The organism is uncultured Aquincola sp. (assembly GCF_964001545.1).
In the GTDB taxonomy this organism is placed as follows: domain Bacteria; phylum Pseudomonadota; class Gammaproteobacteria; order Burkholderiales; family Burkholderiaceae_C; genus Aquincola.
Genome location: NZ_CAXFDV010000807.1, coordinates 1 through 16,067 on the forward strand (window position 1 = coordinate 1; position 16,067 = coordinate 16,067).

Consider the following 16,067-nt stretch of genomic DNA (forward strand, 5'->3'; position numbering starts at 1 on the left):
CAGGGCGAGGCCCTGCTGCGGCGCGCCGCCGACACGCTGCGCCGCGTGGCGCAGACGCCCGGCGAAGTGGCGCGGGTGGATGCGCTGCTGGGCGCCGTCGAGCGGCTGCGGGCCCTGCCCGCCACCGCCGAGCCGCCCGGCGACGGGCTGGTGCAGGCGCAGCTGGCGCTGCACGAGATCCATGAGCAGCTGGCGGCCATCGACACCCAGGTGCAGGCGCAGGACCGCGCCGACAACCAGCGCCTGTCGCAGGTGTTCGATGCCACGCTGGTGCTGTCGGGCCTGCTGCTGCTGGGCTTGTGGAGCGCCATGCTCCGCGCCGAACGGGCCCGCACCCAGGCCGGCGATGCGCTGCAGGCCAGCGCCGAGCGCTGGCGCAGCACCTTGTCGGCGCTGGCCGAGGCGGTGATCACCGTCGACGTCGATGGCCGCGTGGTGGACTGCAATGCCGCGGCCCGCCGGCTGCTGGGCGGCCGCGCCGCCGCCGACGAGGGCTTCGATCCGGTGGGCCAGGTGCTCAGCGTCCGCTGGCCGCTGCAGCACCCGGGCGGCGGGCCGATCGATCCCGCCGACAGCCCCAGCCGCCGGGCGATGTCCAGCGGCCAGCCGCAGCGTGGCATGGTGGTGGCGGCCGACTACTTCGGCCAGGGCCAGCGCCTGTACCGCGCCAACGCCGAGCCGCTGATCGACGGCGGCCGGGTCACCGGTGCCGTGGTCACGCTGGTGGACATCACCGAGCAGCAACTGGCCAGCGACCGCCTGGAAGAGCTGGTGAACGAGCGCACGCGCGAGCTGCAGCAGGCCCTGGCCGCGCAGCGCGAGGCCGAGCGCTTCACGCAGGACATCCTGGATGCGCAACCCACGCTGCTGGCCTACTGGGGCCGCGACCTGCGGCTGCGCTTTGCCAACCGTGCCTACCTCGACTGGTTCGGCCTGCGGCGCGAAGAATGCATCGGCGGCACCGTGCCCGAGGTGCTGGGCGAAGAAACCCTGCAGCGCCAGCTGGGCTCCATCCGGCGGGTGCTGGACGGCGAGCCGATCGAGATGGAACTCGACATGACCGACCCCGGCGGCCGTGTCGGGCACTTCTGGGTGTACCGCCTGCCCGAGCGCCGCAACGGCGAGGTGGAAGGCTGGTTCTTCATCGCCACCAACATCACCGAGCTGGTGGAAGCCAAGCGCTTCACCCGCCTGGTGGCCGACAGCGTGCCGGGCGTGATCGGCTACTGGCGCATGGACATGACCTGCGGCTTTGCCAACCAGGCCTACCGCGACTGGTTCGGCCGCGGCCCCGAAGAAGTGGTGGGCATGCGCGCCCGCGACCTGGTGAGCCCCGAGGCCTATGCCGCGGCCGAGCCCTACATCCTGCGGGCGCTGCAAGGCGAGCGGCAGGACTACCAGCGCCAGATCGTGCGCGCCGACGGCGCCACCGTGGACGCGCTGCTGAGCTACATCCCGCACTGGGTCGATGGCCAGCAGCAGGGCTTTTTCGTGGCCATCACCGACATCACGGCGTTGCGCCAGGCGCAGACGCAGCTGGCCTGGCTCAATGGGCAACTGGAAGCGCGGGCCGCGCAGGCCGAATCGGCCACCAGCGCCAAGAGCGCCTTCCTGGCCAACATGAGCCATGAGATCCGCACGCCGATGAACGCCATCATCGGCCTGACGCACCTGATGTCGCGCGACACCCGCGACACCTTGCAGCACGACCGGCTGACCAAGATCGACGGCGCGGCCAAGCACCTGCTGCAGCTGATCAACGACATCCTCGACCTCTCGAAGATCGAGGCCGGCAAGATGGTGCTGGAAGACGTGGAGTTCTCGGTGGACGCGCTGGTGACCAGCGCCTTCGACCTGGTGGGCGACCGCGCCCGCGAGAAGGGCCTGGAACTGGTGCTGGACACCGACCACCTGCCCGCCCGGCTGCGCGGCGACCCCACGCGGCTGTCGCAGGCGCTGGTGAACCTGCTGGGCAATGCGGTCAAGTTCACCGACGAGGGCTGGGTGCGCCTGAAGGCCGAGCTGATGGCCGAAGACCGGCGCCGGCTGCAGGTGCGCTTCGAGGTGGCCGACACCGGCGAAGGCATCGCGCTGGCCGACCAGGCGCGCCTGTTCCATGCTTTCGAGCAGGCCGATGCCTCGGCCACGCGGCGGCATTCGGGCACCGGCCTGGGCCTGGCCATCACCCGCCACCTGGCCGAGCTGATGGACGGCGAAGTGGGCGTGGAAAGCAGCCCCGGCCAGGGCAGCCGCTTCTGGTTCACCGCCTGGCTGGGCCGTGCCGCCGAGGCCGGCGACCGCGCCGCGCCCCCCTTGCTGCGCGGCCTGCGCGCGCTGGTGGTGGACGACCTGCCCGAAGCCCGCCAGGCCATCGAAGACCGCCTGAGCGACTTCGGCCTGGAAGTCGAAGGCCTGGCCGATGGCGAAGCCGCGCTGCGCCAGGTGCAGGCGCGCATGAAGGCGGGCCGGCCCTACGACGTGTTCCTGATCGATTGGCGCATGACGCCGCTGGACGGCATTCAAACGCTGCAGCAGCTGCGCGCGATGCTGGACGACGGCATGCCGCCCAGCATCCTGGTCACCGCCTTCGATGAAGCGCCGATGTGGCAGGAGGCGCGCCATGCCCATTACGACGCGGTGCTGGTCAAGCCCATCACCGCCTCGGCCCTGCACGATGCGCTGGTGCGCGTGCTGCGCCCGCGCAGCGAGGTGCTGACCCTGGACGGCGCCAGCCCCAGCGAGCAGGAAGCCCTGCTGCGCCGCCACCATGCCGGCCAGCGCGTGCTGCTGGTGGAAGACAACGCCGTCAACCAGGAAGTGGCGCACCAGCTGCTGCGCGCCGCCGGCCTGGCCGTGGAAACCGCCGAGAACGGCGCCCGCGCGCTTGCCCTGGTGCGTCACCGCGACTACGACGCCATCCTGATGGACATGCAGATGCCGGTGATGGACGGCTTGGAGGCCACGCGCGCCATCCGCGCCGAACTGGGCCGTGGCCTGCCCATCATCGCGATGACGGCCAACGCCTTCGGCGAAGACCGCGTGGCCTGCCTGGAGGCCGGCATGAACGACCACCTGGCCAAGCCGGTAGACCCGGTGAAGCTGTACGCCACGCTGCTGCGCTGGCTGCCGCGCCGGCCGCTGATTCCCACGCTGGCGCTGTCGCACGCCGCCACCTCGGCCGACGCGCCCCCGGAGCGCCCGCTGGACATGCGCCTGGCCGCCATCGAAGGCCTGGACATCACGGTGGCGATGCGCCACATGGGCGACAACCTGCCCGGCCTGGCCCAGGTGCTGCGCCAGTTTGCCGCCACCTACCAGGCCGGCATGCCCCAGCTGCTGGTGGCCGCCGACCCCCAGGACCCCGCCGCACAGGCCCATGCGCGCCGACAAGCCAGCCACTCGCTGCGCGGCGCCTGCGCCAGCATCGGCGCGGGCGCGCTGGTGCAGCAGCTGCACGACTTCGAAACCGCCGTGCTGGCGCACGAAGACGAGCCCAGCCTGCAGCAACGCGGCCAGGCCATCCACCAGCAGGTGCTGGGGCTGGTGGGGGCGATTGGGCGGGAGCTGGTTTAGCGAAGGCAGCCCACGCCGGGCCAGACTCCGCATGTCGATGGTCGGCTTTCTTCTTTCGGGCGGGCGCTCGCCCGCCCTAAGCTGGCCGCCGTTTCCATGGCACATCGGCACCGTACACGCATGCTCAAAACCCTGGCCTACGCCCTCCTCCTGATCGTCGTGCTGCTCAGCGTCGGCCTGGCCGCGGTCTGGCTTTACCTGCGCACGCCGGACCGCCCCGCGGCCGAGCTGGAACGCCGATACGCGGGCGCCGACGATCACTTCATCGAACTGCCGGGCGGCCTGCGCCTGCATTACCGCGACCAGGGCGACCGCTTGCGGCCGGTGCTGGTGCTGCTGCATGGCTATGGCGACTCGTACGCCACCTGGGAAGCCTGGGGCCAGGCGCTGCAGGACCGCTACCGCGTCATCAGCCTGGACCTGCCCGGCCACGGGCTGAGCGCAGCGCCCGCGGACTACCTGCTGGACGCCGACGCGCTGGCCGCCCTGGTGGTGGATGTGGCCACGCGACTGGGGCTGCCGCCCTTCGTGCTGGCGGGCAACTCGATGGGCGGCGGCGTGGCCTGGAAGGTGGCGCTGCTGGCGCCCCAGCAGCTGCGTGCGCTGGTGCTGGTGGCCGCAGCGGGCTGGCCGGCCCCCACCCAGGGGCAAAGCCCCTCGCTGGCTTTCCGGGTGCTGCAGCACCCGATCGGGCGCTGGGTGCTGGCACGCATCGACAACAAGCCCTTGATCGCCCAGGGCCTGAAGGCCCAGGTCTACGACAAGGGCCTGATCACCGAGGCGGTGGTGCAGCGCTGGGCCGACTACCAGCTGTACCCGGGCCATCGGCCCATCCTGATGTCGGTACCGCCCGGCAGCCATTCACAGGCCACGGCCGAGAAGCTGGCCGCCATCCGGCTGCCGACGCTGGTGATGCACGGCGAGTACGACCCGCTGATCCCGGTGGACAACAGCCGCAAGTTCGCCGCCGCCATTGCCGGTGCGCGGCTGATCACCTATCCCCAGGTGGGCCACCTGCCGCAGCGCGAGATCCCGGCCCGATCGGCCGCCGACCTGCGCGCCTTCCTGGACACGCTGCCCTGAGGGCGCAGCCCGGCCCTGGGGCGCTCAGAACTCGTAGCTGAGCGTGACGCCCACCGTGCGCGGCTGGCCGGCTGCAGCCACGTTCAGGTCGTCCTGGGTGGCGGGGCGGTTGCCGAAGAAGTTGCGCGTCAGGTCGTATCGCCGGTCGAACAGGTTCTGCACCACCAGGCTGAGCTGCCACGGCGCGCCGGCCTTGGACACTTCGAGTCGTGCATTGGCCAGCCAGTAGGCCGGGATGTCGTAGACGTTGCCACCGTCGACATTCAGGCGGTTCAGCCACGACTCGTACTTGCTGCGGTAGCTGTAGTCGCCCGCCAGCTTGAACGCATAGCCCTGGGTGCTCCAGGCGTAGGAGACGTTGCCGCCATAGCTGAGCTTGGGCAGGAATTGATCGTGGCCCGACAGATCGCCCAGCAGCACCGACTTGAAGTCCTTGAAGGTGGCGTGCTTGTAGCCAATGGCCTGGCCGATGGTCAGCCCGGCCAGCGGGCGCCACTGCAGCTCCACCTCGCCACCGCGGACCGCGGACCGCGGGATGTTGACGATCTTGCCGACCAGGGCCCCGGTGTTGGAGGTGATGACATCCTGGAATTGCTGGTTGCGGTAGTCGTAGTGGAACAGCGCCGCATTCAGGCGCAGCGTGCGGTTCAGGTCGGCCTTGTAGCCCAGCTCCAGGCTGTTGAGCTTCTCGGGCTGGAAGGCACCCAGCGCCGCCGGATCGAAGGTGTTGTGGGCCGTGATGCCACCCGACTTGATGCCGCGGCTCAGCGAGACGTAGACGAGCTGCTCGCGCGCCACCTGGTACTCCAGCGCCAGCTTGCCCGAGGTGTTGCCGGTGTCGAGCGAGCTGGACAGACCCGTCAGGCCCGAACCCGGGATGTTGGTGAAGGTGGTGCTGAAGTCGCGCAGGCCGCGTTCTTCCTTCTCGCGGCGCAGGCCGGCCACCAGCTTGAGGTCAGGCGCCAGCAGGGTGTCGGCCTGACCGAACAGGGCCCAGGTCTTGCCGGACTGCGTGTACTTCGTGCGCGTGATGACGCCGAAGTCGCGGCGGAAGTCGGTGTACCAATCCTCGTCCAGCTGCTCCTTGGCGTAGTAGGCGCCCAGCACCCAGTTGAACGCAGCGGTCTTGTTGGAGGCCAGTCGCAGCTCCTGGGTCGTGATGCTGGCCTTGTCCTTCCAGAACACGTCGGAATGGTTGATCGGCGTGCCGTCCCAGTCGCCCAGTTCGCGGCGGTCGAACCGCTGGTGGCTGCTGATGCTGGTGAGGCGCGTGGCGCCCAGGTCCCAGTTCAGCGTCAGCGCCACCTGGGTGGCGCTGTTGTCGCGCGAAGGGGCGCTGTCCGCACCGACGCCGACAAGCGTGGCGAAATCCGGCGCCAGGCCCCAACCGGTCTTGCTGCGGTCGCGGTCGGCGGCATAGCCATAGGACGGGCGGGCGGTGAACAGGTACAGGCCGGCCACGTCCGACTTGTCGACGTTGTGCGACAGGCTCAGATGGGCCTTCAGGTCGCGCGTGACGTCCAGTTCCAGCTGGCCGCGCAAGGCCACGATGTTCTTGTCGCCCAGCTTGGCACCGGTGAGGCGGTTGCTCTGCCAGGCGCCGCCCTGCTCGGTGGCCAGCGAGAGGCGGCCCCGCAGGCTCTCGCTCAAAGGGCCGGACAGATAGCCCTGGGCCGACCTGGCCTGGTTCGACCCATAGCCGAGTGAAAAGCCGCCCTCCCGGGTCTGGGTCGGTTTGCGGGTGAGCAGGTTGATGGCACCGCCGGTGGTGTTCTTGCCGTACAGCGTGCCCTGCGGGCCGCGCAGCACCTCCACACGCTCCAGGTCGAACAGCAGTCCCTGGGTTTGCACCGGATAGCCGAAGGCCACCTCGTCGACGTAGAGGCTGACGGCCGACGCGTTGTTGCTGCCGTAGTCCTGGAAGCCGATGCCGCGGATGCGGAACTGCGGCTGTCCGCTGCCGAAGGCCGGCTCAATTTCCAGACTGGGCAGCTCGTTCTGCAGCTTGTTGACGTTGGTGACGCCGCGCGCCGCCAGCTCGTCACCGGACAGCACGCTGATGGCCACGCCCACGCTCTGCACCGATTCCACGCGGCGTTGCGCCGTGACCTCCACCCGCTCCAGCGCGGCTGGCGCGTCGGGCGTCTGCGCCGCCGCCAAACTGCTGACCAGCCAGGCCACGCCGGCTGACACTGCCTTCAATTCACGCTGCTGCTTGCGCATCACTCGACCCATTCGACGTACCCGATGTCAGAAGGAGCCGATGGGCCCGGTCACCGCGGGAACACCGGCCTGCTGCGCCAAAGTCTATGGGTCGGGCGCGCGGGTGCCGAGTGAGAAAACAGGCTATCGATATGCAGCGGGTGAAGAGGGCGCCACCGACGCCGGCAAACCGAACACGCGGTCGAAGGCCCAGGTGAAGACCACCGCATAAACGAAGAAGAAGGCCAGCACACCCAGGTCCGCCACGAAGGCGTGCAGCAGGGTCGTGTTGAGCCACCAGGCCATGACGGGCACCAGCGTGATCACCAGACCCCCTTCAAAACCGAGGCCATGGGCCAGACGGCGCCGCCAGGTGCGGCCCTTGACGGCCTGCCTGGACTCCCAACGCTCGAACCACCCATTGAAGACGTAGTTCCATGCCACTGCCACGGTCGACATGAAGACCGCCAGGCCCACCGTCGATGCCAAGGACTCCGAAAAAATCAGTCCCAGCGCAGGCCCCACGACAGCCACCGCAATGACTTCATAAAGACCTGCTTGTACGAGGCGTCTGGTTCGTGGGCTCATGTCAATGTTCAGTCCGGATAGCCGCCTGCAAACGCAGGTTCAATGCAATTGATCAGCAACGATCAAAAGATGCACCGATAGAGACTACACGCACTGCAGTTGAGCAGACCGCCATTGACATTTCGAAGTGGGCTTCAGAGTTGTCCGCACCGCTCAGCACGAGGAGGCATTGCGATCGACATGTGCCATGGCCCTGCCCACCCGACCTATGCGCACCAGCACCCCCAGCCCCAGCAGCATCAAGGCCCAGCTGGCCGGCTCAGGCACCGGCGCCAGGAAGTTGGTGCCGCTGACGCCGGTGGTGTTGAGCCCGGCCACCGACGGCGTCAGGCTGTAGGCGGCCGAGTGGTAGAAGTCGGCCACGCCGCTGCGCGTGGTGGTGGCCGAGCTGTCCACGCTGGCGCCCACGTTCAGGTAGCCGGTGATGCCCAGATCGTGGCCGACCTGGGTGTTCAGCGTCAGCAGGTACAGGCCGGGGGACTGGCTGGCCGCGTTCCAGCGCAGGCTTACCGTTTCGCGGGTGATCTTGTCTTCCAGCCGCACCTCGGCCGCCCCGTAAACGCCGACGTGGCCGCCCATCTCGAAGCTGGGGCTGCTGATGCTGCCGTTGATGCGCAGGCCCACGGTGTACTGCACCGGTGTGCCTTCGCTCAGGCCGGCCCCGGTGACGGCCACGGTGTCGGTGAAGCCGGCGTCCACCGTGGCATTGCTGAAGCCGCTGGTCACCAGCTCGCCGCCGATGGTGCAGCAGTACGGGTGGCTGGCCGCGGCATACGCCTTCAGCAGGCCGATGCGGCCCAGGAACTTCACCTCGGCCGTGCCGCCGTTGGAGGTGGTGATGCGGTCGTCCATCACCTGCAGCTGGGCGGCGTCGGGGGAGTCGAACAGGGTGAGGTAGGTGGGCCGGCTGTGGTCCTCACGGGGCGCGGGCGAGGTCATCACCGAGGTCACCGTGGTGGTGACCATCAGCGACGTGTTCTGCGCCCAGGTCTGGGCGGGACCGAGCGCCAGGGCACCGATCAGCGCGCTGGCTGCGGCAAGCCGCGGGGGACGGAAACAGGACATGGTCAGCTCTCCAGGGCGGGGGAAGGAAGCGTGAGGAGGCGGCGCCGGCCGCGCAGCACGGCCAGCGCCCCCAGACCGCTGCACCACAGCAGGGTGGTTGCGGGTTCAGGCACCGGCGCGAGGAAGTCGGTGCCGCTGGCGCCGATGGTGTTGAGCCCGGCCACCGAGGGCGCCAGGTGGTAGCCGGCCGAGTGGTAGAAGTCCACCTCGGCATGGCGGCCGATCAGCGCGCCGGCCTCGACATGGGTGTCGGCGAACAGCATGCCCTGGATGGACAGCGTGTGGCCCACGGTGGTGGGCAGCGTCAGCGTGTACACGCCGGTGGCCTGCTCGGCCGCGTCCCACTTCAGGCTCACTTCCTGGCCGCTGCTGCTGTCGCGCAGGCGGGCTTCGGCCATGGCCACCGCATACAGGTTGGCGCCGCTCTCAAAGCTGGGGTGGCTGACCGTGCCGCTGAGCCTGACCACCAGCTGGTAGCTCACCGGCGTACCCACGGCCAGGCCGGCGCCGCCCACCAGCACCTCGTCGTAGAAGCTGCCCTGCACCGTGGCATTGGCGCCGCCCAGCAACACCGTGGCGCCTTCGATGCAGCAGCGGGCGTAGTTGGATTCGGCGTAGGCCTTCAGCAGGCCGATGCGCCCCATGAACAGCGCCGTGGCGTTGCCGTGGTCCGCCGCGGCAACGCTGTCCAGCCGCTGCAGCGTGCCCGCGCCGGGCTGGTTCAAGAAGTTCAGGTTCTGGGCATCGGTGTCGGTGCTGCCGGGCGCAGGCAGAAAGCTCACGGTGCGGGCGTTGGCCGTGGCGGTGAGCTGGTAAGTGGCCTGGGCCGACAGCGGCAGCAGTGCCGCCAGCGCCAGGGCGGCGGCAGGGCGAAACAGGGTCGGGCCAATGGACATGGGGGGCTCCTATGACAGTGCAGGGCGGGCGTCGTCTCGACAATCGGTCATCTGCCCAGCCAACGGCGCCGGCCACGCCATCCGGACATGCCGTGCCCCAAAAAACATGGGGGGTGGCTGCGGCCGGCTCACCGCGTGCGAACATCAAATGCATGCCGACGCCCGCTCCCCAGGACGCCCCCGATGCCAACGCCGACGACCAGCCGCCCGCCAGCTGGCAGGCGGCCTACCCCGAGCTGAAGAAGATCGCCCGCGCCCGCCTGCAGGCCGCCGGACCGGGCACGCCCGGGCTCAACACCACGGCCTTGGTGCACGAGAGCTTTCTGCGCCTGGCCGGCCGCGTCGACACGCTGCACTTCGACAGCCGCGGCCATTTCTATGCCTATGCCGCGCGGGTGATGCGCTCGGTCATCGTCGACCTGGTGCGCCAGCAGGCCACCGACCGGCGCGGCGGTGGCGCCGCCCATGTGACGCTGGACACCGTGCTGGCCGACGGCCTGGCCGGGCCCGACGACGCGGAGGCGCTGCGGGTGGACGAGGCGCTGAGCACCCTGGCCACGGTGGAGCCGCGCCTGGCCCAGGTGGTGGAGATGCGCTACTTCGCCGGCATGGCCGATGCCGAGATCGCCCAGGTGCTGGGCCTGACCGACCGCACCGTGCGCCGCGACTGGGACAAGGCGCGGCTGCTGCTGCGCGCGATGTTGAGCCAGCCCTGATGTCCGCTTCGGCCTGCCTGCCCCGTTGGCCGCTGCAGCGATGACCGCCCTGCCCTGTCCGCCCGAACACTGGCCCGCGTTTTCGCGCCGGCTGGATGCCCTGCTGGCGCTGCCCGCCGACCAGCGCGCCGACGCGCTGCAAGCGCTCCCCGCTGAAGAGGCCGTGCTGCGCCCCTGGCTGGCCGCCGTGCTGGCCCGGCAGGCCGACGCGCTGGCCGACCACTACCTGAGCACGCCGCGCTGGGCACCGGTGGCCGATGACGCGCCGGCGCACCGCGCGGGCCGGCGCATCGGCCCCTGGCGGCTGCTGCGCGAGCTGGGCCGGGGCGGCATGGGCGTGGTGTGGCTGGCCGAGCGGGCCGACGGCGCCTACACCCGCCAGGTGGCGCTCAAGCTGCCCCACCTGCACCTGCTGGAAAACCTCAACGCGGCCGGCGTGCGCGCCCGCTTCGCCCGCGAGCGCGACATCCTGGCCGGGCTGGCGCACCCGCACATCGCACGCTTCTACGACGCCGGTGTCGCCGACGCTGCCGGCCCTGATGGCGAGGCCACTGCCGGCCAGCCCTGGCTGGCGCTGGAGGCGGTGGAAGGTCTGCCCATCACCGCCTGGTGCCAGCAGCGCGCGCTGCCGCTGGACGCCCGGCTGGCGCTGTTCGACCAGGTGGCCGACGCCGTGGCCCATGCCCACGGCCGGCTGGTAGCCCACCGCGACCTGAAGCCGGCCAACGTGCTGGTGACGGCCGATGGGCAGGTCAAGCTGCTGGACTTCGGCATCGCCAAACTGCTGCAGGCCGGTGACGGCGGCGACGCCACCGCCAACGCCGACAGCACCGCCCTGACCCGCGCCCAGGGTGTGCTGGCCACGCCGCGCTATGCCGCGCCCGAGCAGCTGGCCGGTGGTCCGGTGAGCGTGGCCACCGATGTCTACGCGCTGGGGCTGATGCTGTTCGAGCTGCTGACCGACCAGCCGGCCTTTGGTGCCGATGCCGCGGGCCGGCAGCACGCGGCCGGCCACGACGAGCCGCCGCAGCCCTCGCGCGTGGCTGCTACACCGGCGCTGCGCCGAGCGCTGGCCGGCGACCTGGATGCCATCGTCGCGCAGGCACTGCAGCCGGCGCCCGAGGCGCGCTACCCCTCGGTGGCGGCGCTGGCCGACGACCTGCGCCGACACCTCCAGCATTTGCCGCTGCGGGCGCGCCGGCTCAGCACAGGCCAGCGGCTGGCGCGCTATGTGCGCCGCCACCGGCTGCCGGTGGCGCTGGGCAGCGCCTTGGCCGCCGTGCTGGTGGTGGGCGTGGCCGGTGTGGCCTGGCAGGCCCATGAGGCGCGCGCCCAGGCCCGCCGTGCCGAGGCGGTGAAGGACTTTCTGCTGGGCGTGTTCAGCGCCGCCGACCCCCGTGTGGCCGGCGGCAAGCCCGATGGCCAGACCACCGCCAAGACCCTGCTCGACCGCAGCGCCGCCCGCATCGACGCGCAGTTCACCCACGACCCCGAGCTGCGCATCGAGCTGCTGCGCACCGCCGCCGACATCTACCGCGAGCTGGGCGAAGACGCCGCCTACGAAGCCCTGCAGCAGCGCCAGCTGGCCCTGGTGCTGCAGCACCACGGCCCGCTGCATCCCAACGTACTGGAAGGCCAGCTGGAAGCCGCCATGCGCGCCTACGGCCGTGGTGACCTGGCCGCCTGCCGCCAGCAGCTGGCGGTGGCCGACGAGGGCCTGCGCCGCGCCGGCCGCGACCGCGACCCGCTGCGCGCCCACTGGTGGACCACGCGCGGCATCTGCCTGCGCGACCAGCCCGACCAGGCCGACGCCCGGCTGCAGGCCCTGAAGCGCGGCTCCACGCTGTCCGCCGAGGTGGAGCCCGGCGGCCGTGGCCACGTCACGGCCCTGGCCGAGCTGGCCACCGAGCACAGCACCCAGGGCCGGCAGACCGAGGCCATCGCCACCAACCGCCAGGCCATCGCCATGGCCCAAGCGCTGCCGCAGCGCAACGAGGCCGAACTGCAGACGCTGTACGGCAACCTGGGCCTGGCCCTGCAGCAAAACGGCGACCTGGACGCCGCCGCCGCAGCCTACGGCCAGGCCGCCGACATCGCCGAGCGCACCAGTGGCACCGATTTTTCGGTGGCCTGGCTGCCCCGCGCCAAGCATGCACGCACGCTGCACCTGGCCGGGCGGCGGGCCGAAGCAAAGCCGCTGTTCGACCGCCTGCTGGCGCAGATCGGCGAGCGCAGCGACCTGCCCGATGCCCACGTGGTGCGCGAGGACGCCGGTGAACGCCTGGCCGCCGAGGGCCGCGCCGCGCAAGGGCTGCCCTTGCTGCTGCAGGCCCAGGCCGCCTACCGGCGCACCGCGCAGTACGACTTCGACCAACGCCGGGTGCAACGCCACATCGGCGACGCCCTGGCCCGCCTGGGCCGCCACGAAGAAGCCCTGGCCACGCTGCGCAGCGCCATGGCCGCCTTCGAGGCGGCCGACCCGCCCGGCCGGCAGTCCACCGCGGCCTGCCGCGAGCGCCTGGGCCGGCTGCTGCTGGACATGGGCCGGCCCGAAGAAGCGCAGCAGCAACTGCAGCGCGTGGTCGACGAAGCCGCCGTCAAGACCTGGAGCCACGTGGCCCTGGCCCAGGCCGGCCTGGCCCGCGCTGCGCTGGCCCGTGGTGCCCTACCGGAAGCACAAGCCCTGAGCCAGCAGGCCCTGGACACCTGGGACCGGCTGACCGGCTTTCGCGACGTGCGCATGCAGGCCTACCTGTGGCGCGTACGCGCCGCGGTGCTGGCTGCGGCCGGCGACATCCCCGGCGCCCAGGCCCTGCGCGACCGCGCCCTGGCCGCCGCCCGCCGCACTGATGCGCCGGACAGCCCGACGGTCTTGCAGCCGGGGGTGGTGGGGTTGTGAGGGCCCACGCTCGTCGTGCCCGCTAAGAAGGCGAGGGTTCGGCGCTGCGGCCGACGCGCCGAATGATCTCGGTGGCGACGCACTGGCTGGCGGGCAGCCAGGAGTGGAACACCGGCACCTCCAGCTGAGATTCGAACCAGGGTGCAGAGACTTCCGAGACCGAGACGATGCCGTCGTTGGGTTCGCCCCGGAACGGCGACTGCTTCCAGGTGATGCCTTTTGTGCCGATGATGGCGGTGGTCGGCGCATCGATGGCGCCGATGGCGGACATGCGTGCCGGCGACGCGAGCAGCTGCCCGCAGTCGCCTGTCGCGAGCCGGAAGACCAGGTTGCCAGACAGCCTTGAAGCCCAACGCGAAGCCGCGATGGGCGACCCCAGCAGGAACGCCCGCGTGGGCTGCTTGGCCTTGCACGCGGAGGGAGCCAGCGCGGCACGCAGCAATACGCCGCCCAACGAATGGCCGATCACGATGTAGTCCCCGCGATCGGCGATGTCGTTCAGCCGCACCGACAGACGCCGAACCACTGACGCGAAGTCCTCCACTGCGGCCGAATAGCCGAAGGTTTGGACCTGGATGCCCACGCGCCCGAGCTGCCGCAGCATCGGCCAGCCCGACAGGGGCGATCGGCCCATGCCGTGGACGAAGAGCGCGATCAAGCGTCTGCCCTCACCCCCCATAAATCGGAAACCGCCGCGTCATCGCCCTCACCTGCTCGGCCACCGCCATTTCGGTCGCGGTGTTGTCGTGCGGCTTCGCGGCCAAGCCGGCCAGCACCTGCGCCACCCAGTCGCCCACCTGCTCGAACTCGGCGGTGCCGAAGCCGCGGGTGGTGCTGCCGCTGACGCCGAAGCGCAGGCCCGACATCACCTTGAGGTCGGCGGTGTCGGAGGGGATGGGGTTGGCATTGGCGATCAGGCCGGCGCGTTCCAGGCTGTGGGCGGCCGGGGCGCCGGTCAGGCCCTGCGGGCGCAGGTCGACCAGCATCAGCGGGGTGTCGGTGCCGCCGCCCACCAGGTGGTGGCCGTGCTGCTGCAAGCGGGCGGCCAGCGCGCGGGCGTTGGCCAGCACGGCGGCGGCGTGGGCCTTGAACTCAGGCCGCAGCGCTTCGCCCAGCGCCACCGCCTTGCCCGCGACGATGTGCAGGAAAGGCGTGCCCTGCAGGCCCGGGAACACCGCGTTGTTGATGGGCTTGCTCAGCGCCTCGTCGTTCCACAGCACGATGGCGCCACGCGGCCCGCGCAGCGACTTGTAGGTGGTGGTGGTCACGATGTCGGCGTGCGGAAACGGGTCGGCATGCGCGCCGCCCGCCACCAGGCCGGCGAAGTGGGCCATGTCGACCAGCAGGCGCGCGCCGGCCGCATCGGCCGCGCGGCGGAAGGCCTCGAAGTCCAGCGCGCGGGCATAGGCCGAGCCACCGGCAATCACCAGCTTGGGCCGGTGGCGGCGGGCCAGGTCGATCACCTGGTCGTAGTCGATCAGGCCGCTGTCCGGCTGCACGCCGTAGTTCACCACCTGGAACCAGCGGCCGCTGAAGTTGGCCGCCGCGCCATGGCTCAGGTGGCCGCCGGCATTGAGGTCCATCGCCAGGATGGTGTCGCCCGGCTGCGCCACCGCATGCAGCACCGCATGGTTGGCCTGGCTGCCCGAGTGCGGCTGCACATTGGCAAAGCGGCAGCCGAAGAGCTGGCAGGCCCGCTCGATGGCGGCGCGCTCCACCGCGTCCACATGGGCAGCGCCGGCGTGGTAGCGCTTGCCGGGGTAACCCTCCACCGTCTTGTTGGTGAGGATGGAGCCCTGCACCTCCAGCACCGCGCGGCTGACGATGTTCTCGGAGGCGATGAGTTCGATCACCTCCTGCTGGCGCCGCAGCTCCTGCGCAATGGCCTCGGCGATCAGCGGATCGGTCTGCGCCACGGGGGCATCGAAGTAGCCGGGGTGCACGGTGAGGCTCATCAATCAACTCCGTCAGTGAGAACTAGATGCCGTCTCCAGCCGAGGTTCCAGGCCGCGGCGGGCAGTCGAAGAAGATGCGCACATTGCAGCGCGCGCAGATGTCCGGGTCCAGCCGCGGCACGATGTCGGCCAGCGCGCTGCGCTTGTCCTTGTACAAGTGGTCTTCGCCCAGCCGCTGCAAAAAGCCGGTGGTCTGCCAGGCTTCGACGACCGGCGGCCGCGGCCGGTGGAAGTACAGGTCGCCGCCCATCGCGCGGCGGGCGGCCAGCTCGTCCTGCCACAGCTCGGCGCCAGCCAGGTCGATGAAGTTCATGCTCTTGCTCATCACCAGCAGGTGGCGCGGCGCATCGGGGCCGCGGCGCAGCTCGTGCAGGCGGTCGGCCACATGGGCTGTGGCGCCGAAGTACACCGAGCCTTCCATGCGCAGCAGCTTGAGCTGCGGGCACTCGGGCAGCGTGCCGGGCGGGTGGCCGTCGATCACCACGAAGGCCCGGTCGTGGGCGCTGGGCTGGTCGAAGCCCATGGTGCGCATCGCCGGGCGCGAGGTGCGGTACAAGAAGCTCACCAGCGACAGCATGGTGCCCAGCAAGATGGCCACTTCCAGCCGCAGCGTCACCGTGGCCAGCAGCGTGGCGGCGGCAATCGCAAACTCGCTGCGGCTCACCTGCCACAGCCGCTGCCAGCGCGGCAGGTCGAACAAGCCCCAGGCCACCAGCAGCAGCAGGCCGGCAATGGCCGCCATCGGAATCAGCGCCAGCAGCGGCGCACTGAAGGCCACCAGCAGCACCAGCAAGCCGGCCGAGAACACCGCCGCCATCGGCGTGCGGGCGCCGGCTTCCAGGTTGGGCATCGATCGGTTGAGCGAGCCGCAGGACACATAGCTCGACGAGAAGCTGCCCACGATGTTGGACAGCCCCTGGCCGATGAACTCGCGGTTGGCGTCGATGCGCTGGCCGCTGCGCACCGCCACCGCCTTGGCGATGGAAAACGACTGCCCCAGCGCCACGATGGTGAGCGCAAAGGCCAGGCCGGCCAGCTCGGGCACCTGGCTCCACGACACCTGCGGCACCGTGAGCGGCGGCCAGGCCGA

Annotated in this window: 11 protein-coding genes; 4 read left to right on the forward strand and 7 right to left on the reverse strand. The window is 70.7% G+C overall.

Going from position 1 to position 16,067, the window contains the following annotated elements:
• Together ABNT58_RS28045 and ABNT58_RS28050 are read left to right on the forward strand one after the other, a co-directional pair.
• A partial coding sequence (locus ABNT58_RS28045) for a response regulator (RefSeq protein ID WP_348756659.1) occupies window positions 1-3,573 on the forward strand: 3,573 nt, incomplete at its 5' end.
• Window positions 3,574-3,693: 120 nt separating this feature from the next.
• Window positions 3,694-4,656: an alpha/beta hydrolase gene (locus ABNT58_RS28050; RefSeq protein ID WP_348756660.1), complete on the forward strand. Its 963-nt coding sequence runs from the start codon at window positions 3,694-3,696 to the stop codon at window positions 4,654-4,656.
• A 24-nt stretch (window positions 4,657-4,680) separates the two neighbouring features.
• Here ABNT58_RS28050 and ABNT58_RS28055 read toward each other — a convergent pair whose 3' ends face one another.
• The 4 genes from ABNT58_RS28055 to ABNT58_RS28070 form a co-directional block, all read right to left on the reverse strand.
• Window positions 4,681-6,849: a TonB-dependent receptor gene (locus ABNT58_RS28055; protein WP_348756669.1), complete on the reverse strand. Its 2,169-nt coding sequence runs from the start codon at window positions 6,847-6,849 to the stop codon at window positions 4,681-4,683.
• Between the two features lie 153 nt (window positions 6,850-7,002).
• A complete protein-coding gene (locus ABNT58_RS28060) occupies window positions 7,003-7,446 on the reverse strand; it encodes a PACE efflux transporter (RefSeq protein WP_348756661.1) in 444 nt (147 codons plus the stop codon).
• 153 nt (window positions 7,447-7,599) lie between these two features.
• Window positions 7,600-8,511: a PEP-CTERM sorting domain-containing protein gene (locus tag ABNT58_RS28065; protein WP_348756662.1), complete on the reverse strand. Its 912-nt coding sequence runs from the start codon at window positions 8,509-8,511 to the stop codon at window positions 7,600-7,602.
• A gap of 2 nt (window positions 8,512-8,513) precedes the next feature.
• Entirely contained in the window at window positions 8,514-9,407 is an 894-nt protein-coding gene (locus ABNT58_RS28070; protein WP_348756663.1) for a PEP-CTERM sorting domain-containing protein, read from the reverse strand.
• A gap of 152 nt (window positions 9,408-9,559) precedes the next feature.
• Between ABNT58_RS28070 and ABNT58_RS28075 the strand changes: the two genes are divergently transcribed.
• Entirely contained in the window at window positions 9,560-10,123 is a 564-nt protein-coding gene (locus tag ABNT58_RS28075) for an ECF-type sigma factor (RefSeq protein WP_348756664.1), read from the forward strand.
• 40 nt (window positions 10,124-10,163) lie between these two features.
• The gene (locus tag ABNT58_RS28080; RefSeq protein WP_348756665.1) at window positions 10,164-13,022 is read left to right on the forward strand and encodes a serine/threonine-protein kinase; all 2,859 of its coding nucleotides are present in this window, start codon (window positions 10,164-10,166) and stop codon (window positions 13,020-13,022) included.
• A gap of 22 nt (window positions 13,023-13,044) precedes the next feature.
• Here the strand turns inward: ABNT58_RS28080 and ABNT58_RS28085 are convergent, their stop codons facing one another.
• From ABNT58_RS28085 to ABNT58_RS28095, 3 genes are all read right to left on the reverse strand, one after another.
• Entirely contained in the window at window positions 13,045-13,680 is a 636-nt protein-coding gene (locus ABNT58_RS28085; protein ID WP_348756666.1) for an alpha/beta fold hydrolase, read from the reverse strand.
• Between the two features lie 10 nt (window positions 13,681-13,690).
• On the reverse strand, window positions 13,691-14,977 hold the full coding sequence (glyA, locus tag ABNT58_RS28090) for a serine hydroxymethyltransferase (RefSeq protein WP_348756667.1): 1,287 nt from the start codon (window positions 14,975-14,977) through the stop codon (window positions 13,691-13,693).
• A 22-nt stretch (window positions 14,978-14,999) separates the two neighbouring features.
• The coding region (locus ABNT58_RS28095; protein WP_348756668.1) for a SulP family inorganic anion transporter at window positions 15,000-16,067 on the reverse strand (1,068 nt) is incomplete at its 5' end.